The sequence below is a fragment of the Pandoraea pnomenusa genome (assembly GCF_000767615.3).
Lineage (GTDB): Bacteria > Pseudomonadota > Gammaproteobacteria > Burkholderiales > Burkholderiaceae > Pandoraea > Pandoraea pnomenusa.
Genome location: NZ_CP009553.3, coordinates 2,869,356 through 2,889,571 on the forward strand (window position 1 = coordinate 2,869,356; position 20,216 = coordinate 2,889,571).

A 20,216-nucleotide genomic window follows, 5' to 3' on the forward strand; every position below is an offset into this window, starting at 1 on the left:
GCGCTCATAGCCCCTGGTACCACACGCCGACAATCGCGACCGGCGTGAGCGCCAGCAGCAGCAAGCGCCATAGCGGTGCAAACCACTGCGAGCGCGAGCCGTCCAGGACGCTGCGCGCCGTCGGCCAGATACACGCCCCGACGAAGTAAGCCACGCATAGTCCGCCCGCGGGCATCAGCAGATTGACGGTCACGTAGTCCATCAGGCCGAAAATGGTGCGGCCGAAGATTCGGATGTCCGACCAGACACCGAACGACAAGGCCGCCGGTGCACCGAAAACCAATGTCGCGCCAAGGACCGCGGTGACCGCGGACCGACGATGCCAGTGATATTCGTCGATCAGGAAGGCAGTCACCGGCTCGAACAGCGAGACGGCCGACGTGAGTGCTGCGAAGAGCAGCAGCAGGAAGAATGCGATGGCCACGAGATGGCCGAACGGCATCTGCGCGAAGATCGCGGGCATGGTGATGAACGTCAGCCCCGGCCCCGCATCAGGCGCAACGCTGAACGCAAAGACGGCCGGGAGAATCATCAGGCCTGCCAGGCAGCATGCCAACGTGGCCAGCGTTGCGACCCACACGGCCGACCCTACCAGTCTCGCGTCGCTGGGAAGATAGGACCCGTAGGCGACGATCATGCCTGCGCCGAGCGACAGCGAGAAAAATGCCAGCCCAAGCGCTTCGATCAGCGTGCCGCCGGAAATCGCGGAAAAGTCGGGCGTCAGGAACCAGGCAACGCCGGCCATCGCTCCCGGCAATGTCAGCGCGCGCGCGCGCGCGATCACCAGCAGCATCAGCAGGAAGAACGCCGGCATGAGCCACTTGCCCGCCCGTTCTATGCCTTTTTGGACACCCGCCGCGACAACGACGGCCGTCAGCCCGAGAAACGCCCCCATGCTGCCGAGCGATGCCGCAGGGTCGGAGATGAACGCGGAAAATTCGCCGACGAGTCGATCCGTATCGTTGGCCAGTATGCCGCCCGTGACGGCGCGCCACAGATAAGCCACGGTCCAGCCCCCCACGACAACGTAGAACGACAGGATCGCGAACGCATTGAACGTGGCAATTCGGCCGACCCACGCCCAGCGCCGACCACCCAGCGCTCTCAACGCCGTGGTCATCGACTTGCCTGTGAGGCGTCCGATGGTCATCTCGGCGAGCAACAGCGCCACGCCGAGCGTCAGCACGCAAGCGAGATAGATCATGAGGAATGCCCCGCCCCCGTGCGCTCCCACCACATAGGGAAACTTCCATACGGCGCCGAGACCGACGGCCGAACCGGCCGCAGCCAGCACGAAGCCGAGCCGGGATCCCCAGGTAGCGCGGACGGTGGTGTCGTCGGTCTCCGACGCCATGGACGATGGCGCCGGACTCGCGGGCGGACGGATGGGCATATGAGACACGTATTTCCTCCGGAAACGGACGTGCGCGCCTCGCGAAACGTTGTCCGCTGAGGTCACGACATGGCATGGAACGTGGCGTCAGGCAGATTACCGGCACGACGCGGCATCGCCGCCAGCGTGCTGCGGCGCGTGTGCATCGGTGCGCGACACCATGGGGTGGCCGAAGAGTCTACGCGGGAAGGGTTGCGCAAAGCTTTAGGAAAGCGCCCAAAAGCAGGACGGCACCCGGGCACTGTGGGCTCACGCCCGTCCCGCCAGGCGCCCGCTGGGCGGCAACGCCGGGGCGCCTCGTCAGAAAGCGGGCGACGTCAATGACCGAGCGGAACTTCGCCGGCCGACGCGGAACGGGTACCCGGTGTGGGGGGATTACTCTCGCCGCGATACGCGAACACGACGGAGAACTTCGTGGTGTCGCCTTCATTGCGACCTGCGGCATGGAAAAGCCCGCTATGGAACAGCACGACGTCGCCCTGCGCGAGTTCGACCTGTTTGCCGCGCGCAACGAGCGCCTGGTTGGCGGGCTCGTCGGGACGCAGAAAGTCGAGCGAATCGAGTTGATGGGGCTGCAATTGCTCGCGGTGCGAGCCCGGAATGAAGCGCAGTGCACCGTTGGCACGTGTTTCCGGTCCCAGTGCGAGCCATACCGAGACCAGCGAATTGTGCGGAAACGACCAGTAACGGATATCGCGATGCCAGCCGGTCGCCGTGCCGAAATGCGGATGCTTGGTCATGACGCAGTTGTGGTGTGCCAGTGTGAGCACTACGTCTTCGCCGAAGATCTGGGCGAGCGATTCGATCAGGTCCCGGCGCGTCGCCCAACGTCGCAGCGCATCGCCCCGATCGTAGGCCTTGAGCAGTCGCCGCACGGTCTGTCCGCCCTCGGCTTCCCGCGACGACGGCGCGCCGGCATAGCCTACATCCGCCTCGAATTCCAGCGGCGGCGTCGCCGACGCCAGTTGCGCTCGTGCATCGGCCAGAATCGCCTCGCAGTCGGCCTGCGCCACATAGTGCGGGAGAATCAGATAACCGTCGTTACGGAAGGTTTCGAGCTGCGATGCGGTAAGCGCCATGATGGTCGGCGAAGCGGAGGGAAAACTGGACGTTGAGGGGGATTCGCTGATGTTACCGGGTAATTCGAAAAGACGTGCGCCACCTGGGTCGGGACGTGGTGTCTCGATGCACGCTCACGCCGCGCGCTTGCGTCGTCGTGGCGGCAGTTCGGCAGCGCGCTTGCGTGCGGACTGGAGTTCGGGCTGAAGTTCGGGCTGCGGCACGTCGGTGCCCGGCAGCGATGCCTGAGGGTTGCCGGTGGGGCGCGGCGTGTCGACCACACTGCGCAGACGGTCAAGCTCGCGAGTGAGTTTCGCCAGTTGGTATTCGAGCTGGCAGTTCCGCCGGTACAACGTGCGCATCTTCTGGCTGAGCGCCTGCGTCTGTGTCCAGTACTCCGGATACATGACGAAGCGCCCATCCGGACGCTCGACGACGCCCAGCCCGCTCTGCCCCATCACATCGATGGTTTCCAGCGCGTAGCGTCGAACCTTTTTAACCGTACCTGCCGCCATTTGTGTCCTACAGTCCCAGCCTGAGAAAGTCAGGCGCGGCATTTTGCCATGAATTCGGCCCGGCCGGGCGTCAAACCCGGGCTGGGCCAGAGATATATTTTCGGTCGACGGCCCCGTCAGGCGGGCCTGTGCGCCCAACCCACCGGGATTGGCGCGCAATCGGCCGACATTGCCTGCCAATACGCGGCAACTGCGAGCGCGGCAACTGCGAGCGCGGCAACGGCGAGCGCGGCGCCAAACCTGCCGGCACCGTCGTCGCATCATGGCTTCGGCGTCTTGCCGGTATCGATCGATACCGGATCGCTCGCCGGGAACGTTTCCTCGAGTCCTTCGTCGAGCCGTCCGGACGTTGTGGGTTTGCTCGCCGCCGGATGCCTGGGCTTGTCGATCTCGATGGACACGGGGTCGCTCGCCGGGAACGTTTCCTCGAGCGCTTCGTCGAGGTCGCGTTCCACTTCATCCTCCTTGTGAGGAGGCTGCTGCCCGGGCTTGCGCGTAGGGGTATCGCTCATCAAGTCCTCCGCTCGTTAAAGGCCGCGCCGCAGCACGGCCGACACCCCTACTATACCGCGAGCAGCGTACCCTCGGAGCCGAAGCGACCGTCGCTGGCTCAGGCGGCCGGCGCTAGCCGATCGCGATAGCGCGCGAGCGCTTCGCGCACCAGCGGATGCATGTCCTCGGCCTCGGACGTCTGCAACATCGCCAGAATCTGAGCGCGCATGCGGGGGTCCCAGAACTTGCGCAGATGCGACGCCACTTCGCTCAGCGCTTCCTCACGATCCGGAAGCGATTCGAAAAAGTCGGCGATGCGGTTGGCCATGCGCACGAGGTTGTTGCCGTCCATCTCAAATCTCCCTGTCAGACACGCTCGTCGAGCGTCGCACCGCCCGTATAGATCACACACTGCTCGCCACGCACGAACCCCACCAGCGCCACGCCGGCCGCAGCCGCCGTGCGCACCGCCAGCGCCGTCGCGGCAGACACGGCGGCGACCATCGGAATCCCGACCTGCGCCGCCTTCTGCACGATTTCCACGCTGGCGCGACTCGTCATGAGCACGAACCCGCTATCGAACGCCGTTCCTTCTCGCGCGAGCGCACCGATCAGCTTGTCGAGCGCGTTATGCCGTCCCACGTCCTCGCGCAGGCAAAGGATTTCCCCCTCAGGCGAACACCACGCCGCTCCATGCACCGCCCCGGTCACGCCATTCAGCGGCTGGCGTCGCGACAACCCCTCGTGCGCCGCGGCAAGCGCCGCGTGCGTCATGCGCAACGGCTCGCCGGCCGCGGGCAGCGGGCGCAACACCTGATCGAGGCTCTCGGTGCCGCACAAGCCACAGCCTGTGCGGCCAGTGAGATTCCGGCGACGTTCCTTGAGTCCGGCAAACGCGCGCGACGACACTTCGAGATGCGCGGTAACGCCCAGCGACGTCGCCGAGACATCCACGCCATAGCACTCGCGCCGGTCGTTCAGAATCCCCTCCGACAACGCGAATCCCAAAGCGAAATCCTCGATATCGGCGGGCGTGGCCAGCATCACCACATGCGAGATCCCGTTGAACTCCAGCGCCACCGGGACTTCCTCGGCCAATTCGTCGCTCGCGTGTTGCCACGCGCCGCGCCGGAAACGGCGCACGGCAAAAGTCGCGTGCGACGCAAGACTCTCGGGAGCGATGGCGGCAGGCGCCACATCGCACACCGGCGCGGCAATATCGTCGACGCCCGCGACGCGGGCAGTATCGCCCGGGCCGGATTCACGTAATGCGTTGGTGGTGCTGGACATCGTCTGACGCTGACTCCCTGCGGTTTGACCGACCCCACCCTACTTCGCCGGTGCCGGCTCGGACGCCCCGGAGGCGCTGCGAGCCGCATCGAGCAATTCGAGCTGCGTGCGGTTGAATGTCGAATATTTCGCCTGCCATGCGGAGGGTTGCACCACCGGCAACACCTGCACCGCGGTCACCTTGTACTCCGGGCAGTTGGTCGCCCAGTCCGAGTTGTCGGTCGTGATCACGTTCGCCCCCGACTCGGGGAAATGGAACGTCGTGTACACGACGCCCGGCTGCATCCGTTCGCTGATGACCGCGCGCAAGACCGTTTCGCCCGCCCGGCTGCGAATGCCGACCCAGTCGTCGTTCTTGATCCCCCGCTCCTGTGCGTCGTGCGGGTGGATCTCGAGCCGGTCCTCATCGTGCCAATGAACGTTGTGCGTGCGTCGTGTTTGTGCCCCGACATTGTATTGCGAGAGGATGCGACCCGTTGTGAGCAGCAGCGGATAGCGCGGCGTGACCTTCTCGTCCGTGGGCACGTAGCGTGTGATGATGAAACGCCCCTTGCCGCGAACGAATTCGTCCACGTGCATGATCGGCGTGCCGTCCGGTGCCTCGTCGTTGCATGGCCATTGGAGGCTGCCCGCCTCATCCAGACGCCGATAACTCACGCCACGGAACGTCGGCGTGAGCCGCGCGATCTCGTCCATGATCTCCGACGGGTGCGCATATGGCATGTCGTATCCCAGCCGCTTGGCCAACGCGATCGTCACTTCCCAGTCGGCCATGCCCGGCAGAGGTGCCATCACGCGTCGCACACGCGAAATCCGGCGCTCCGCATTGGTGAACGTGCCATCCTTTTCGAGGAACGTCGTGCCCGGCAGCAGCACGTGCGCGTACTTGGCGGTCTCGTTGAGGAAGATGTCCTGCACGACGATGCACTCCATCGCCTCCATCGCCGCCGCCACATGCTGGGTGTTCGGATCGGACTGGACAATGTCCTCGCCCTGGCAGTACAGCCCTTTGAAGCTGCCGTGGATCGCCGCATCGAACATGTTCGGAATGCGCAATCCCGGCTCGGCCTGCAGCGCCACGCCCCATGCCGCCTCGAATTCCTCGCGCACCAGCGTGTCCGACACGTGGCGGTACCCCGGCAATTCGTGCGGGAACGAGCCCATGTCGCACGAACCCTGCACGTTGTTCTGCCCGCGCAGCGGGTTCACGCCCACACCTTCCCGTCCGACGTTGCCCGTGGCCATCGCCAGATTGGCAATGCCCATGACAGTGGTCGAGCCCTGCGCGTGCTCCGTTACACCCAGTCCGTAATAGATCGCGGCGTTGCCGCCGGTGGCATACAACCGTGCCGCGCCGCGAATCTGGTCTGCCGGCACACCGGTCACCACGCTCACGGCTTCCGGCGAATTTTCGGGCAGCGCCACGAAGTCGCGCCACTGAGCAAACGCCCGATCCTCGCAGCGCTCTGCAATGAACGCCTCGTCGAGCAGTCCCTCGGTCACGATCACATGCGCAAGCGCGTTGACCATCGCCACATTGGTGCCCGGGCGAAGCGGCAGGTGGTAGGCGGCCTTCACGTGCGGCCCATCGACGATATCGATGCGGCGCGGATCGATCACGATCAGCTTCGCCCCCTCGCGCACGCGGCGCTTCAGGCGCGAGGCGAAAACCGGGTGCCCGTCGCTCGGATTGGCGCCCATCACGAGAATGACGTCGGCGTGCTCGATCGACTTGAACGTCTGCGTGCCGGCCGACTCGCCCAGCGTCTGCTTGAGCCCATAACCCGTGGGCGAGTGGCACACGCGCGCACACGTGTCGACGTTGTTGTTGCCGAAGGCCGCGCGCACAAGCTTCTGCACGAGATAGGTCTCTTCGTTCGTGCAACGCGAAGACGTGATGCCGCCGATCGCGTCGCGTCCATACTTGGCCTGGATGCGCCGGAACTCCGACGCGGCGTGGTCGAGCGCCTCGTCCCACGACACTTCACGCCACGGGTCCGTGATCTTGCTGCGAATCATCGGCTTCGTGATGCGCTCCTTGTGCGTGGCATACCCCCACGCGAAGCGCCCCTTCACACAAGCGTGCCCCTCGTTCGCACGACCGTCCTTGTAGGGCGTCATGCGCACCACTTCGCCGCCCTTCATCTCGGCCTTGAACGCGCACCCCACGCCGCAATAGGCACACGTCGTGACCACGGCGTGCTCGGGCTGCCCCATCTCGATCACGGTCTTCTCCTGAAGTGTCGCGGTCGGACACGCGCTCACGCACGCCCCGCACGACACGCATTCCGAATCCATGAACGGCTGGTCCTGACCGGGCGAGACGCGAGCCTCGAAGCCCCGCCCCGAGATCGTCAGCGCGAAGGTGCCCTGCGTTTCCTCGCAAGCACGCACGCAGCGGTTGCAGACGATGCACTTCGACGGGTCATACGTGAAGTACGGATTCGACTCGTCCTTCGCGCTGTGAATGTGATTCTCGCCGTCGAAGCCGTAGCGTACTTCGCGCAGTCCGGTCACCCCGGCCATGTCCTGCAATTCGCAATCGCCGTTGGCGGCGCACGTCAGGCAATCGAGCGGGTGATCGGAGATGTAGAGCTCCATCACGTTGCGCCGCAAATCCTGGAGTTTCGGCGATTGCGTACGCACTTTCATGCCCGCTTCGACCGGCGTGGTGCACGACGCCGGGAAGCCGCGCCGCCCCTCGATCTCGACGAGGCACAGACGGCACGACCCGAACGGCTCCAGGGAGTCGGTCGCGCACAGTTTGGGGATGTTGACGTCGGTACCCGCCGCCGCGCGCATGATCGACGTGCCGGCCGGCACGGTCACGGTCTGACCGTCGATCTCCAGCGTGACCTCGACCTCGCTCTTGCGCGCCGGCGTGCCCATATCCGGGCCATGGCCGGGCATGACTTGTACATTCGGATGGATCATCTGTCGTCCTCCTCTTGGGCCGCACGTGCGTCAGGCGGCTTCGGCGCATCCCGCGCCATCGGGCAGACCGAAGTCCGCCGGGAAATGTTCGAGCGCCGAGCGCACGGGGAACGGCGTCATGCCCCCCATGGCACACAGCGAGCCCGAGACCATCGTGTCGCAGAGATCGTGCAGCAGCCTGACCTGACGCGGCGAACTGTCGCCGTGCCGGATCCGATCGATCACCTCGACACCGCGTGTCGACCCGATGCGGCATGGCGTGCACTTGCCACACGACTCGATCGCGCAGAACTCCATGGCGTAACGGGCCAGCCCGGCCATGTCCGCCGTATCGTCGTGCACGACCACGCCGCCGTGACCGACCACCGCGCCCAAAGCCGCGTAGGCCTCATAGTCCATCGGCACATCCCACTGTGCGCTCGGCAGATACGCGCCTAGCGGACCACCGACCTGAATGGCCTTGGCCGGACGCCCGCTTGCCGTACCGCCGCCGAAGTCGTCGAGCAGCGCTCGCAACGTCACCCCGAACGCCAGTTCCACGAGCCCTCCGCGTCGGATGTTTCCGGCGAGTTGCACGGGCAGCGTGCCCTGCGAGCGGCCCATCCCGTACGAACGGTAAGCCTGCGCACCGTGCGCAAAGATGAATGGCACGCTCGCCAGCGTAATCACGTTGTTGATCAATGTCGGCTGACCGAAGAGGCCGGACAGAGCAGGAATCGGCGGCTTGGCCCGCACCACGCCCCGCTTGCCTTCCAGGCTCTCGAGCAACGCCGTTTCCTCGCCGCAGATATAGGCGCCGGCCGCCTTCGCGACCCGCAATTCGCAGGCGCGTCCCGAGCCAAGCACGTCGGCGCCGAGCCACCCTTCGCGGCGGGCAACGGCGATCGCGGCTTCCATCGCGGCGATGGCGTGCGGATATTCACTGCGCACGTAGACGATGCCTTCGCTCGCCCCCACGCTCAACGCCGCGATGATCATCCCTTCGATCAGGACGAACGGGTCGCTCTCCATGATGAGCCGGTCGGCGAACGTTCCCGAGTCGCCTTCGTCGGCGTTGCAGACCACGTATTTGCGCGACGAGTCGGCGCGGCTCACCGTCTGCCACTTGATGCCCGCCGGAAACGCCGCTCCGCCGCGGCCCCGCAGACCGGAGTCGAGTACGGTCTGGCACGCTGCCTGCGCGTCGAGAGCAAGACAGGCGCGCAGGCCGGCCAGCCCGCCATGAGCCTCGTAGTCCGCCGGGTCGAGCGGGTCGGTCACGCCCACGCGGGAGAACGTGAGGCGCTGCTGGCGCGCCAGATAGGGAATCGCGTCGACCCGCCCGACACAGGCGGGCACGGGCGCCTCCCAACTTCCGTCGGGATCGCCGGCCAGCACCGTCTGCGCGGCGTCCTGCGTCGCTCTCGCGGGCCACCCACTGTCAAACAACGTGGCGACCTGCGAAGCCTGCACGTTGCTGTAGCCCACCCGTCCCGCCGGCGTCTGCACTTCCACGAGCGGTTCGAGCCAGAACAAGCCGCGCGAACCGTTGCGCACGATGTCGAGCGCCACGCCGCGGCGCGCCGCTTCCGCCGCGACGGCGGCGGCGAGCCTGTCGGCCCCCAACGCGAGAGCCGACGAGTCGCGAGGTATATAGACGCGGTACGGGCCGCTCGCAGCCGCTGCACCGGCGCTTTGCATGACCGAATCAGGCATCACGAGTCTCCTCCTTCGCGGAAGCGAGCAGCGCGTCGAATCGGACCGGACTCACGCGCGCGTGCAATTCGCCGTTGATCGTCACTGCCGGCGACAGGGCGCATTGCCCCAGGCAATAGACCGACTCGACGCCGACGCCGCCGCATGCCTCACCGTCGATTCGCGCACCAGTGCACGCTTCGACATGCGCGACGAGCGCCTCGCCGCCGCGACTGCGGCAAGCTTCCGCGCGGCAGACCTGCACCACCGTTGCCGGCGGCGGCGCGCTTCGAAAGTGGTGATAGAACGTGATCACGCCATGGACTTCGGCGCGAGAAAGATTCAGGGCGGCGGCGATCGCGGGCACATGGGCCGGATCGACATAGCCTTCGCTGTCCTGCAACGCATGCAGCAGCGGCAACAACCCATGTGCGCTGCCGGCGTGGCGAGCCAGCAGCGGCGCGAGCGTCGCGTGGGGTGTGGGCACCATCTCGAGTATCTCCTGGGGCGAACCGCGTCCCATATGTTTCTCATTGCATATGATGACCGCCGGTTCCTGGGGGCTCAACACTTAGGACAGTAGTCCAAATGGCCCGCGCCAACAAGCCTCGTGGAAACACCGATGGCTCGGCGATGGCCCGGCGATGGCTCGATTATCGAGCCTTTGCTGCGCAGCACCATGCAACAACCTCGCAACCCGCGCGGACCGGAGCTTTCTCACTCGGAATTGTTGTGCACACAATATGCACGACAATTCATATGAAAAACTTACCCCAGCGAAGGAAACGCTTCGGACAACGGCGCCACCTGTCCGGTCGCGGCCTCGCTGTATCCCGGTATGGCATGCACCGCCTGCCGGTACTCGCCACTCTGAAGAATCTCGAGCAACGCCTGAAGGTGCGGCGATTCGCTGCCGCTCTCGGGGAACATGAGGCAATACCGTTCCGTGAGGATCGGCAGAAAGTCGAGCCCGAACTGGCTCGCAGCCGCCTCGATGGCCAGACCGGCGTCGGCGCGACCGCTCGCGATGTAGGCGGCGACGGCGGCGTGCGTGAACTCGATGTTCTCGGCGCCCGCGATCGCGCCCGGATCGATCCCTTCGCGCGCGAGCAACAGATCGAAGATGATGCGCGTACCCGACCCGCGCTCGCGATTGGCGAAACGCGCACCGGTGCGGGGCAGATCGGCCAGCGAGTGAATGCCCAGCGGGTTGCCGCGCGCGACGATCAGCCCCAGGCGTCGCGACGCGACGTCCGCCACGCGATACGCCTTGCCCTTGAGCAGCGGGCCATAGTGATCGAGCACCGGCGCGGCCAACGGTCCGATGGGCACATGAAAGCTCGCCACTTCGCATTCATGCTTCGCCAGCGCCGCAATTGCCTCGATGCTGCCCCGATAGCTGACGTCGATCGGCAGACCGGCCCGCCCCGCGAAGTCGACCAGCGCCGCCACGGCCAGGCCGTGGCTGGCAAACAATCGCAGTTGATCGCTCTCCTGAAGCAGCAGATCGTCGAGTTCCGATTGCAACTCCGAGGCCATCGTCTCGAGCAGCGGGCCGAGCCGCGCCTGCAATCGCTTTTGCCCCCACAGCAGACGCTGCGCCAACGGCGTAAGCACCGCCCCCCGCCCACGCGCCATGGTCAGCAGCGGCGCACCGATGAGCGCCTCCACCTCCTTCACGTGCCCCCATGCTCCCCGGTACGACTGCCCGAGCGCCTGACTGGCCGCCTGAAGGTTGCCGTGCGCCTGGACCTGCGTTAGCAACGACAGCACCTTGTCCAGCGCAAGATCGTCCGCGTCGTGACGCAAACGCAGTTGCGGTGCAATCGAAATGCGCTTCATCGAGCCCCCTTATATGCTATTAATTGCATAAATCAATTTATGCGAATTCCTGATAAGATGCCAACAAACACCGAATTTAAAGGGATTCATGCTTGCGCATCGAGATGAATTTTACGTTTCGATGCAATTAATTATGCATTAATTTTCCTATTTCGGTACTCATCGTTTGCCCTGAGATGCGGCGCCTCCCCCGATATCGACGCCGCGCGCCAACCACTCTGCCCGAATACGCTTCATGTCCACCCCGAAGATTTCTCCCTACGATCGCCCCGCCGGTGGCTGGGGTGCGCTCAAAAACGTCGCCATTCAACTCGTTACGCAGGGCATTCCGCTCAAGGGCGCGCGCACACTGCTGAGCGCAAATCAGCCGAGCGGCTTCGATTGCCCGGGGTGTGCCTGGCCGGACCGCGAGCACGCCTCGACCTTCGAGTTCTGCGAAAACGGTGCCAAGGCGGTTGCCGCCGAGGCGACCAAGCGTCGCGTTACCCCCGAATTCTTCGCCGCGCACAGCGTGACCGACCTGCTCGCGCTGGACGATTACACGCTGGAAGGCTATGGCCGCCTCACGCATCCCATGCGTTACGATGCCGCAACCGACCGCTATCGACCGGTTGCCTGGCACGACGCGTTCGCGCTCATCGGCGAACACCTGCGCGCCTTGCCCGATCCGGACCAGGCAGCGTTCTACACGTCGGGACGCACGAGCAACGAGGCCGCATTCCTTTACCAGCTTTTCGTTCGCCAGTTCGGCACGAACAACTTCCCCGACTGCTCGAACATGTGCCACGAACCGACCAGTGTCGGCCTGCCACCGGTGGTTGGACTCGGCAAGGGCACCGTCACCCTGGACGATTTCGAGCATGCCGACACGCTCCTGCTGTTCGGGCAGAACCCCGGCACGAACCACCCGCGCATGCTCGGCGAACTGCGCGAAGCCGCGCGACGCGGCGCGACGATCGTCTCGGTGAACCTGCTGCACGAGCGCGGACTGGAGCGCTTTGCCGACCCGCAGAGCCCGACCGAAATGCTGAGCCTGGGCGGCACGCCGATCAGCGCGCACTACGTCACGCCCGCGTGCGGCGGCGACTTCGCGTTCGTGAAGGGGGTCGTCAAGCACGTGCTGGAGCGCGACGCCGAGGCCCGCAACAACGGCGAGCCCGCCCTGCTCGACGACGCCTTCCTGGCGGAACACACGCATGGATTCGACGCCTTCGCCGCCGACGTACGCGCCGAGCGCTGGGACGATCTCGAGCGCGCCTCGGGCGTGTCGCAGGCGCAGATGTGCCGCATCGCCGACGTGTACCTGCGCGGCGAGCGCGTGATCGCCACCTGGGGCATGGGCATCACGCAGCACAAGCACGCCGTGGCGACCATCCAGATGATCGTCAACCTCATGCTTCTGCGCGGCAACATCGGACGCGCAGGCGCCGGACTTTGTCCGGTGCGCGGCCATAGCAACGTGCAGGGCGACCGCACCGTCGGCATCAATGAGAAGCCCTCGGCCGCGTTCCTGGCGCGGCTCGGCGAGGTCTTCGGCTTTGCGCCGCCCCAACGCGAAGGACTCAGCGTCGTCGATACGATTTCCGCCATGCTTGCCGGGCGAATCAAGGTCTTCATCGGGATGGGCGGCAACTTCGCGATGGCCACGCCCGATACGCCGCGCACCTGGGAAGCTCTGCGCCAGTGCGCGCTGACGGTGCACATTGCCACCAAGCTCAATCGCAGTCATCTGGTGCACGGCCGCGACGCGCTGATCCTGCCCTGTCTCGGCCGCACGGAAATCGACATGCAGGGCGGTGTGGCGCAAGGCGTCACCGTCGAGGACTCGATGAGCATGGTGCACCTCTCTTACGGGATCAACGCCCCGGCATCGGCGCACCTGCGCTCGGAGCCGGCCATCGTTGCCGGCATGGCGCAGGCCACGCTGGGGCGCGCACCCGCGGGCCACGCGGACTGGCATTGGTACGTCGAGGACTACGACCGCATTCGCGACGCCATCGCCGCGACTTTCGACGACTTCGCCGACTTCAATCGCCGCGTGCGACGTCCAGGCGGCTTCCGTCTGGACGTGCCGCCCGCCGAACGCCGCTGGCTCACCCCCAACGGCCGCGCCAACTTCACCACGCACCCACTGCCCGACGAAATGCCGATCGACAGCGCGCGTCGACATGCGGGCGCGCGCGGCGCCGAAGTCCTGCGACTTGCCACCATTCGCTCGCACGACCAGTACAACACCACGATCTACGGCCTGAACGACCGCTATCGCGGCGTGTTCGGTCAGCGGCGCGTCGTCTTCGCGAACCTCGAAGACCTCGACGCGCTCGGCTTCCGCGCGGGGGAACGGGTCGATATCGTCGGGGTGTGGCATGACGGGATCGCGCGCCGGGCGGATGACTTCCTGCTCGTGGCGTATGACATTCCGCGCGGCTGCGTTGCCGCCTACTATCCAGAGACCAACGCTCTGGTGCCGCTCGATGCGCTCGCCGACGGTGCGGGCACGCCTACCTCCAAATCCGTTCCCGTACTGCTGGAGCGCCGTCATGGCTGACGTGGCCGCCGCGTTCGCGCAGTGCTCGGGCGCAACGCCCGCCGATCCGTGCCTCGATCCGTGCCTCGATTCGCGTCCGGATTCACAGGCCGACCCCCTCGCCCGCGCCGAAGCAGAACTGGCGCGCGTGCTCGCGACGCTGGCAGACGGGCAGCGGGAGGGGCGGGAGTCGCTCTCGTTCGCCCGTCTGGCCAAGCGCAGCGCACTGCCGATGAGCACGTTGCTGCGCTACCTCGGCGTACTCGCCGACGCGCGCTGGGTCGTCATCGAGACATCCGAGCCCACACGGCAACACGTTCGACTCACACTTGCCGGCCTCGCGCAGCACGACAGCCTTGCGACACACGCATCGCTCGCCATGTCGTCACTGGGATCGGATGGTCTTCCACCGTAAGGAACCGCAACGCGGCTGACATATTTCCATCCCATGACGCGACATACACTCTCGTCGCAACCGTGACGCTCCATCCTCGCCAGGCGAGCATGCGGCGCCCGGCACGGCCTTCACGTCACGGAGACCTCATGGAGAATGTCGTCATCGACACCGCCTCGTGCGCCGCTGTTTCGATCGCCCCAGGACCGATGGGCGAGCCGGCCTCCCTGGCCGGCGACATGACACCCTCCCCGGCGCTATGGCGCCACGCCCGACCTTCGCGCTGGAATCCATGGCTTATCGGCGTCGCCGGATTCACCGGCCTCTGGCAATGGCTCGGGCTTGGCTGGGCGCTGCGCCACTGGGGCGACACGGCCGCGTGGTCGCTGCTTCCGGTCCTGCTTCTCACCCCCATGCACTGGGGGTTGATTCACGAATCGATCCACGGACAGTTGCGTCTGAAGCCACGCGCCAACGAGCGCGCCGGCCGAGTCCTGGCCTTGCTGCTGGGGCTGCCGTTTGAAATCATGCGGTTCGGCCACCTGCTGCATCACCGCTTCACCCGCCAGCCATACGATCGCCCCGACATTTCGGCGTTGCCCGCCGACGCAACGATGGCAGCGCGCGCGCGCCGGTGGCTGGGCTATCAACTTCGGCTGCTGGGCGGCATGTGGCTGGCGGAAGTCTTCGCACCGCTCATCGCCTGGGTGCCCGCTCGGCACTTGCCCGAGCTGGCCGCGCGCACGCTCGGCACCGATCCGCAGGACGCCGACGTGCGCCGCCGCGTGGTGATGTTCGCCGCCGATCCGGTACGCCGACGCCGAATTCGACGCGACTTCGCCCTCCTCGTCGTCTTGGCGATCGCTGCCCTGTGGGCCTACGGCGCGTGGTGGCCAGTGTTCGCGGCGACGTTCGTGGCGCGCGGCGTTTGGCTATCGATCGCGGACAACCTGCCGCACTACGGCGTATCGATGGACGAACCCGCACGGGCTCGCAACTTCCGCGCGTGCGTCCCGGTACGGGCCCTGCTGCTCAATCAACACCTGCATCGCGTGCACCATCTTTATCCGACCGCGCCGTGGCACCTCCTGCCGGCGATCGATGCCGCGCAACCTCCCGGCGCGCCGGCGATACCTTACTGGCGTGGCGCCTTGCGCCAATTCGGCGGACCGCTTCCGGCCAGCTCGCTCATGGACCACGCCGAACGCGTCTCATAACAACCACTCGCCCCTCGCTTCGCACACCTTGCGAACCGACGCTCGGCACACGGCGCATCGGGCGCCGTTGTCCCGATACCACGCCGATCATGCCGTCGCCTGTCGTGTAACGCTCGGAATGCTTCGGGAATTATCCGAATCGTGATATAAATGCGAATCGTTTTTGTTAACGTTTGCGTTCACACGATTTGTCGTGCGAAGCGTTTGCACAGGGTTCGCATGTTGATTGGACTGGCCATCGCACTGGCATGGCTTGCGGGCGGCGCCTGCTACCTCACCTCGGAACACCAGCGTCTGCGAGCGCAGCGTCTGGCGACGCAGCCCGCACGCGCGGTCTCGCTCCTCGCCGCGATCGCATGTCTCGTTTGCTGGTGGCTGGCGGCGGGTCCGTCGGCAGGTGTCGCTTCCGCGTTCATGTCGCTGTGCTTCGGTCTGCTGTTCTGGCCCTACGCCGCTGGCGGCTGGCACTGGCTGCGTGGAGACGTGCATGTGGAGTAGAACCGTCGCCGGCCTCGTGCTCGGCTTTCTCGCGGCCATCGCGCTATGCGGCGCGATCGCCTATCTCACGCCAGCGGGCTGGCAAACGGCCGTCATTCCGGTGATCGCGCTTTTCCCGCTCTTGTGGCTCGGCCTGTTCGCGGTGGTCTACGCGAGCCGCACTGCGCGGCGCGCATGGATCGGCCTTGGCACCACCACGGTCGTTGCCTGGGTCGCGCTGCTGCTCGCGCGCGCCGTTTGGTGAGTTTCGCAAGGAGTCTTCGATGCGCGCCCAAACCCTGCGCCAATACCTGAGTGTCCACACGTGGGCCGGCATCGTGGCCGGTTTTGCACTGTTCGTCGCCATGCTCGGCGGGGCACTGACCGTCTTCCATCACGAAATCGAGCGCTGGGAACAACCGGCCACGCGTCATGCGCCACTCACGCTTGCGCAGACGGAGCAACTCGCCGAGATGGTTCGCGAGAAATACCCGGCCGCGCGCGAGCAAATGGGGGTGGTGCTCCCGAATCACTCGCCGACCCCGTTCGCCTACTGGCAGCAACCCGACGGCGAATGGATGCAGGCGCGGCTGCGGCTCGACGCCGACGGCTCGGCGCCGTCGCTGGTCACCGGCGACGCCCGCCCCGGCCTGTCCGCCACGATCAACGCGCTGCATTACTCGCTGTCGATTCCGACGGTCGGCCTGTACCTGATGGGGGTCGTGTCGCTGTTCTACGGCATGGCACTGATCTCCGGGGTGATCGTGCACCTGCCGCGCGTCACCCGCGACATCTTCGCGTTGCGCCCGGGACGCAACCTCAAGCGCTTCTGGCAAGACGCCCACAATGCCATCGGTGTGCTCAGCCTGCCGTTTCACATCGTCTTCGCCGTCACAGGCGCCCTGCTCTGCCTGAGCCTGCCGCTCATGATGGCGTTCAACGTGATCACGTTCGAGAACAAACTGATGTCGCAGATCCCGCAGATCACGGGATCCGTACCGGCAAAGGTCGCCCCCGTCGACGGCAAGCCGCTCGATCTGCCGGCCATCCTCGCGCACGCCGGCCGCGCCGCTCCGGACATGGAGGCGACCGCCGTTGCATGGTCCCGCTATGGGAAGCCGGATGCCGTCGCGGAGGTCTATGGCGAAGCGACCGATTCGCTTGGCGTGTTCGCGGCCGTTGCCGTTCGTCTGAACGATGGGCAAATCGTTGGCCAGCACAGCCCCGGCACACGCGACGCCAACCATGCCGTGCTCAGCATGATTTACGGTGCGCACTTCGGCAATTTCGCCGGCGACGCGATGCGCTGGGTGTACTTCGTACTCGGCCTGATGGGCGCAGTGCTCGTCTACAGCGGCAACCTGCTCTGGCTCGAATCGCGACGCAAGCGCAACACGGCCATCCAGCCCGCCAATCTGCGCTGGATGGCGAAGGCCACCGCCGGCGTTTTCCTGGGGACCTGCCTGGGGATCGCCGTAGCGTTTGTCGGCGCCGTCGTCGCGCCGGGCGCGACGGCACTGTCGATTTTCGTGGCCACGCTGGCCGTCTCGCTGGGCATCGCCGCCGTTGCCGCACCGGCCGTGGCCGCCACCGGCCTGCTCGCGGCGACAGCGCTTGCCTGCCTCGCGATCCCGGTGGCCGATGCCGCGTTCACGTCCGACAACCTCGTGAACTCGATGGCGGCCGGCGACTGGGTGCTGGCGGGGATCGATCTCGCCGCCGTTGCGTTTGCCGTGGTTTTTGCCCTGTTCGCCCGCGCCACGTGGCGACGCGCGCGGCACGGCGACCCCAACAGCGTTTGGGCACACCCGGCAACCGGCGCGGCGCAAACGTCGTCGGCCGCCAGCGCGACGAACAACGCGGCGACGCGGTAATTCGTCGCCCGCGCCCCCTAACGTCAGGGCTGCCCGAGCAGTCGCCCGCGTGAGCCGCCTGCGGCTCACGCCTCCCCATGAAGCATTCGATCGTTTTCAAAACGTACCCGTCGGCACACGACGCATCACAAATAGGGAGAGTCACTCCGATGTCGCACCACCGCCCCCTCGCAGGGCGCGCCTTCGCCTGCTCCGCACGCGAGCGCACCACGCATGACACGCTGTCTCGTTTGACTTCGTCGCGCCTGCCTTGCGAACCGTCATCGGTCACACGCGCTGTGACCGGCGTATTCCCCGCGCGGGCGGCTGGCGTCATTTGGGCCGCATCGCTCACCCTGGCCGCTGGCAATGCGATGGCGCAGCAGGCACCGGCCACGGCTGACGCGGCGCAAGGCACCGCCGCCCTGCCTGCTACCAGCGTGTCGGCTGGGCGCGATGACGATGTGCGCGTCGAGCGGGTTTCGAGCGGCGCGCTGGGCACGCGCCGCGCGGTGGACACGCCGTTCTCCGTGGTCGCGGTCAACAGCGAGCAGATCAAGAACCAGATGGCGCAGACCGCCACGGACGCCTTCAAGTGGGACCCCGCGGTGAGCACCCTGTCGGAGAACAAGCGCAACGAAAACGCGTATTTCGCGGTGCGCGGCATGCGCGTCGACATGCTCGACGGGACCAAGGTCGACGGTCAGAATTTTGTGTCGTGGCAGGCCGACATTCCGCTCGAACCGTTCGAGCAGGTCGAGCTGCTCAAGGGCCTGTCGGGATTCATGTATGGCTTCGGTGCGCCGGGCGGCATCGTCAACTATGTGCTCAAGCGCCCGACGGACGAACCGCTGCGCCAGTTCTCCGTCGGCTACGAAGCCAGCAACGTCTGGAGCCAGAAGCTCGATCTGGGCGGACGCTTCGGCCCGGACAACCGTTTCGGCTATCGCCTGAATCTCGTGAACGAAGAAGGCAACACGGCCGAACCCAACAACCACGTGCGCCGCAAGACGATCTCGTTCGCGACGGACTTCCGCATTACCCGCGATCTCACCTGGTCGGCGGACGTGGCGTACTGGAAGCGCCAGACGACCGGCACCCTGTTCGGCCTGAACTTCGCGGGCGCCGGCGCGGTGCCCGATGCCAGCAAGGTCGCGCGCAATCTTGCCCAGCCCTTCTCGTATTACGAGACCGATGCCCTCACCGCGGGCACCGCGATCGACTATCGCATCAACGATCGGTGGAAGGCGAACTTCAAGTACCGCTTTGCCCGGCAGAACCGCCTGAACGGCGACAGCTTCCTTTCGGTGCTCAATGCCGCGGGCGACTATGCGGATACGCAGTACAAGTGGAAGACGGCCTATTACTACCAGGCCTGGGACGGCATGCTGCAAGGCAAGTTCGACACCGGCCCGCTCAGGCACGACGTGGTGTTCGGGGTCTCGTACCAAAGCCAGGTCAAGCTCAACGACAACGGTCTGGGCGGCAATGGCATCGCCCTTGGCACGAGCAACATCTACAATCCGTCGCTGCTTCCCAACCAGGACATCGGACTCGATTACGAACCGTATCGCAGCGAGAAGATTTCGCAGCGCGCGATCTTCGCGAGCGACACGGTGGGCATCACGCCGCGCATCTCCGCCCTGGTCGGGCTGCGTTATACGCAGTTCAATGACGATCTGTACAACATTGCCGGGCAGACGAGCACCTCTTATCGCGCGAAGCCGGTCACGCCCACGCTCGCATTGATGTACAAGACGGACTCGGATTCCACGGCTTATGCGAGCTACGTCGAGTCGCTCGAACCGGGCGGCTCGGCAGGCGTCACCGACAATAACTATCCGCAGACGTTTGGCCCGCTCAAGAGCAAGCAGTACGAGGTAGGCTGGAAAGCAGACAAGCAGCGCTGGGGCGCGAATCTCGCGCTGTTCCGCGTGGAGCGCGGCTATGCTTACACGAACCAGGCGAACGACTTCGTGCAGGACGGTACGCAACGCTTCCAGGGGCTCGATGCGAGTGGCTGGGTACGCGTTGCGCGCGACTGGCGGGTTCTGGGCGGCGTACTGCTGCTCAACACGAAGGCCGTGGGCGTTGACGATCCGAGCGTGGCGGGCAAGCGCATCTTCGCCACGCCGAAGTATGTGGTGACCGGTCGCGTCGAATACGACACGCCGTTCGTGCGCGGCCTGACCCTGGCCGCGGGCGTGAAGGTCACCGGCCAGCAGGAAGTCGATGCCGCCAACACGCTGTCGATTCCGGCCTACACCACCATGGATGTGTCGGCGAAGTACGCCACGCGCATCGCCGGCAAGTCGGTCGTGTTGCGCGCCGCCGTCAACAACCTGACGGACAAGCACTACTGGACGACGACCTACAACGGCTTTGTGCTGCCGGGTTCGACCCGCACCGTCCTCGCCAGCGCCACGATGGACTTCTGAGCGTCGGCCGGAGAAACGACAAAGCCCCCGTGGGCTGGACTCGCGTCCGGCTCACGGGGGCTTTTCGCTGACAGCGGCGCGCTTGCCCGGCGGTCACGTCACGACCGGGCA

17 protein-coding genes are annotated in these 20,216 nt (G+C 65.9%); 7 read left to right on the forward strand and 10 right to left on the reverse strand.

Annotated features, from left to right (window positions below; all coding sequences use genetic code 11):
* Nucleotides 1-4: 4 nt before the first annotated feature.
* The 10 genes from LV28_RS36785 to LV28_RS36830 all read right to left on the reverse strand — a co-directional run bounded on the left by LV28_RS36785 (nt 5) and on the right by LV28_RS36830 (nt 11,199).
* Entirely contained in the window at nt 5-1,393 is a 1,389-nt protein-coding gene (locus LV28_RS36785; RefSeq protein WP_081326884.1) for a sodium-dependent transporter, read from the reverse strand.
* A 317-nt stretch (nt 1,394-1,710) separates the two neighbouring features.
* Nucleotides 1,711-2,472: a phytanoyl-CoA dioxygenase family protein gene (locus LV28_RS36790; protein WP_023596144.1), complete on the reverse strand. Its 762-nt coding sequence runs from the start codon at nt 2,470-2,472 to the stop codon at nt 1,711-1,713.
* 114 nt (nt 2,473-2,586) lie between these two features.
* Nucleotides 2,587-2,967, reverse strand: a complete 381-nt coding sequence (locus LV28_RS36795) for a hypothetical protein (RefSeq protein ID WP_023596145.1) — start codon at nt 2,965-2,967, stop codon at nt 2,587-2,589.
* A gap of 260 nt (nt 2,968-3,227) precedes the next feature.
* The gene (locus LV28_RS36800; protein ID WP_023596146.1) at nt 3,228-3,479 is read right to left on the reverse strand and encodes a hypothetical protein; all 252 of its coding nucleotides are present in this window, start codon (nt 3,477-3,479) and stop codon (nt 3,228-3,230) included.
* Nucleotides 3,480-3,577: 98 nt separating this feature from the next.
* Nucleotides 3,578-3,811 (reverse strand): formate dehydrogenase subunit delta, encoded by a 234-nt coding sequence (locus LV28_RS36805; protein WP_024788684.1) that lies wholly within the window; start codon nt 3,809-3,811, stop codon nt 3,578-3,580.
* A gap of 14 nt (nt 3,812-3,825) precedes the next feature.
* Nucleotides 3,826-4,677 carry a formate dehydrogenase accessory sulfurtransferase FdhD gene (gene fdhD, locus LV28_RS36810; RefSeq protein WP_052408647.1) on the reverse strand — a complete coding sequence of 284 codons (852 nt, stop codon included), beginning with the start codon at nt 4,675-4,677 and terminating at the stop codon, nt 3,826-3,828.
* Between the two features lie 111 nt (nt 4,678-4,788).
* Complete coding sequence (fdhF, locus tag LV28_RS36815; RefSeq protein ID WP_038617386.1) at nt 4,789-7,683, reverse strand: formate dehydrogenase subunit alpha; 2,895 nt, start codon at nt 7,681-7,683, stop codon at nt 4,789-4,791.
* A gap of 30 nt (nt 7,684-7,713) precedes the next feature.
* Complete coding sequence (locus LV28_RS36820; RefSeq protein WP_048806625.1) at nt 7,714-9,363, reverse strand: formate dehydrogenase beta subunit; 1,650 nt, start codon at nt 9,361-9,363, stop codon at nt 7,714-7,716.
* A gap of 7 nt (nt 9,364-9,370) precedes the next feature.
* Nucleotides 9,371-9,847, reverse strand: a complete 477-nt coding sequence (locus LV28_RS36825) for an NAD(P)H-dependent oxidoreductase subunit E (RefSeq protein ID WP_023874204.1) — start codon at nt 9,845-9,847, stop codon at nt 9,371-9,373.
* Between the two features lie 278 nt (nt 9,848-10,125).
* Nucleotides 10,126-11,199, reverse strand: coding sequence for a substrate-binding domain-containing protein (locus tag LV28_RS36830; protein WP_023874203.1), 1,074 nt, complete (start codon nt 11,197-11,199; stop codon nt 10,126-10,128).
* 235 nt (nt 11,200-11,434) lie between these two features.
* Here LV28_RS36830 and LV28_RS36835 point away from each other — a divergent pair, with 235 nt between their 5' ends.
* The 7 genes from LV28_RS36835 (at nt 11,435) to LV28_RS36865 (ending at nt 20,105) form a co-directional block, all read left to right on the forward strand.
* Complete coding sequence (locus LV28_RS36835; protein WP_038617383.1) at nt 11,435-13,747, forward strand: FdhF/YdeP family oxidoreductase; 2,313 nt, start codon at nt 11,435-11,437, stop codon at nt 13,745-13,747.
* Nucleotides 13,740-14,141, forward strand: a complete 402-nt coding sequence (locus tag LV28_RS36840; RefSeq protein ID WP_038617381.1) for a helix-turn-helix domain-containing protein — start codon at nt 13,740-13,742, stop codon at nt 14,139-14,141. The genes LV28_RS36835 and LV28_RS36840 overlap by 8 nt, the downstream gene beginning before the upstream one ends.
* Nucleotides 14,142-14,269: 128 nt before the next feature.
* Nucleotides 14,270-15,337, forward strand: coding sequence for a fatty acid desaturase family protein (locus LV28_RS36845; protein ID WP_023596154.1), 1,068 nt, complete (start codon nt 14,270-14,272; stop codon nt 15,335-15,337).
* Nucleotides 15,338-15,556: 219 nt separating this feature from the next.
* A complete protein-coding gene (locus tag LV28_RS36850; protein WP_023596155.1) occupies nt 15,557-15,835 on the forward strand; it encodes a hypothetical protein in 279 nt (92 codons plus the stop codon).
* The gene (locus LV28_RS36855) at nt 15,825-16,079 is read left to right on the forward strand and encodes a hypothetical protein (protein ID WP_023596156.1); all 255 of its coding nucleotides are present in this window, start codon (nt 15,825-15,827) and stop codon (nt 16,077-16,079) included. The genes LV28_RS36850 and LV28_RS36855 overlap by 11 nt, the downstream gene beginning before the upstream one ends.
* Nucleotides 16,080-16,098: 19 nt before the next feature.
* Nucleotides 16,099-17,688, forward strand: coding sequence for a PepSY-associated TM helix domain-containing protein (locus LV28_RS36860; RefSeq protein ID WP_023596157.1), 1,590 nt, complete (start codon nt 16,099-16,101; stop codon nt 17,686-17,688).
* A 149-nt stretch (nt 17,689-17,837) separates the two neighbouring features.
* On the forward strand, nt 17,838-20,105 hold the full coding sequence (locus LV28_RS36865) for a TonB-dependent siderophore receptor (RefSeq protein WP_255315157.1): 2,268 nt from the start codon (nt 17,838-17,840) through the stop codon (nt 20,103-20,105).
* Nucleotides 20,106-20,216 lie beyond the last annotated feature (111 nt).

Excerpts from the sequence above, each read along its gene's own strand:
- LV28_RS36840 (WP_038617381.1), top strand. The coding sequence starts at position 13,740 with ATGGCTGACGTGGCCGCCGCGTTCGCGCAGTGCTCGGGCGCAACGCCC.
- LV28_RS36800 (WP_023596146.1), bottom strand. The coding sequence starts at position 3,479 with ATGAGCGATACCCCTACGCGCAAGCCCGGGCAGCAGCCTCCTCACAAG.
- LV28_RS36830 (WP_023874203.1), bottom strand. The coding sequence starts at position 11,199 with ATGAAGCGCATTTCGATTGCACCGCAACTGCGTTTGCGTCACGACGCG.
- LV28_RS36825 (WP_023874204.1), bottom strand. The coding sequence starts at position 9,847 with ATGGTGCCCACACCCCACGCGACGCTCGCGCCGCTGCTGGCTCGCCAC.
- fdhF (WP_038617386.1), bottom strand. The coding sequence starts at position 7,683 with ATGATCCATCCGAATGTACAAGTCATGCCCGGCCATGGCCCGGATATG.
- LV28_RS36835 (WP_038617383.1), top strand. The coding sequence starts at position 11,435 with ATGTCCACCCCGAAGATTTCTCCCTACGATCGCCCCGCCGGTGGCTGG.
- LV28_RS36805 (WP_024788684.1), bottom strand. The coding sequence starts at position 3,811 with ATGGACGGCAACAACCTCGTGCGCATGGCCAACCGCATCGCCGACTTT.
- LV28_RS36855 (WP_023596156.1), top strand. The coding sequence starts at position 15,825 with ATGTGGAGTAGAACCGTCGCCGGCCTCGTGCTCGGCTTTCTCGCGGCC.
- LV28_RS36865 (WP_255315157.1), top strand. The coding sequence starts at position 17,838 with ATGTCGCACCACCGCCCCCTCGCAGGGCGCGCCTTCGCCTGCTCCGCA.
- LV28_RS36850 (WP_023596155.1), top strand. The coding sequence starts at position 15,557 with ATGTTGATTGGACTGGCCATCGCACTGGCATGGCTTGCGGGCGGCGCC.
- LV28_RS36860 (WP_023596157.1), top strand. The coding sequence starts at position 16,099 with ATGCGCGCCCAAACCCTGCGCCAATACCTGAGTGTCCACACGTGGGCC.
- LV28_RS36820 (WP_048806625.1), bottom strand. The coding sequence starts at position 9,363 with ATGCAAAGCGCCGGTGCAGCGGCTGCGAGCGGCCCGTACCGCGTCTAT.
- LV28_RS36785 (WP_081326884.1), bottom strand. The coding sequence starts at position 1,393 with ATGCCCATCCGTCCGCCCGCGAGTCCGGCGCCATCGTCCATGGCGTCG.
- LV28_RS36790 (WP_023596144.1), bottom strand. The coding sequence starts at position 2,472 with ATGGCGCTTACCGCATCGCAGCTCGAAACCTTCCGTAACGACGGTTAT.
- LV28_RS36845 (WP_023596154.1), top strand. The coding sequence starts at position 14,270 with ATGGAGAATGTCGTCATCGACACCGCCTCGTGCGCCGCTGTTTCGATC.
- LV28_RS36795 (WP_023596145.1), bottom strand. The coding sequence starts at position 2,967 with ATGGCGGCAGGTACGGTTAAAAAGGTTCGACGCTACGCGCTGGAAACC.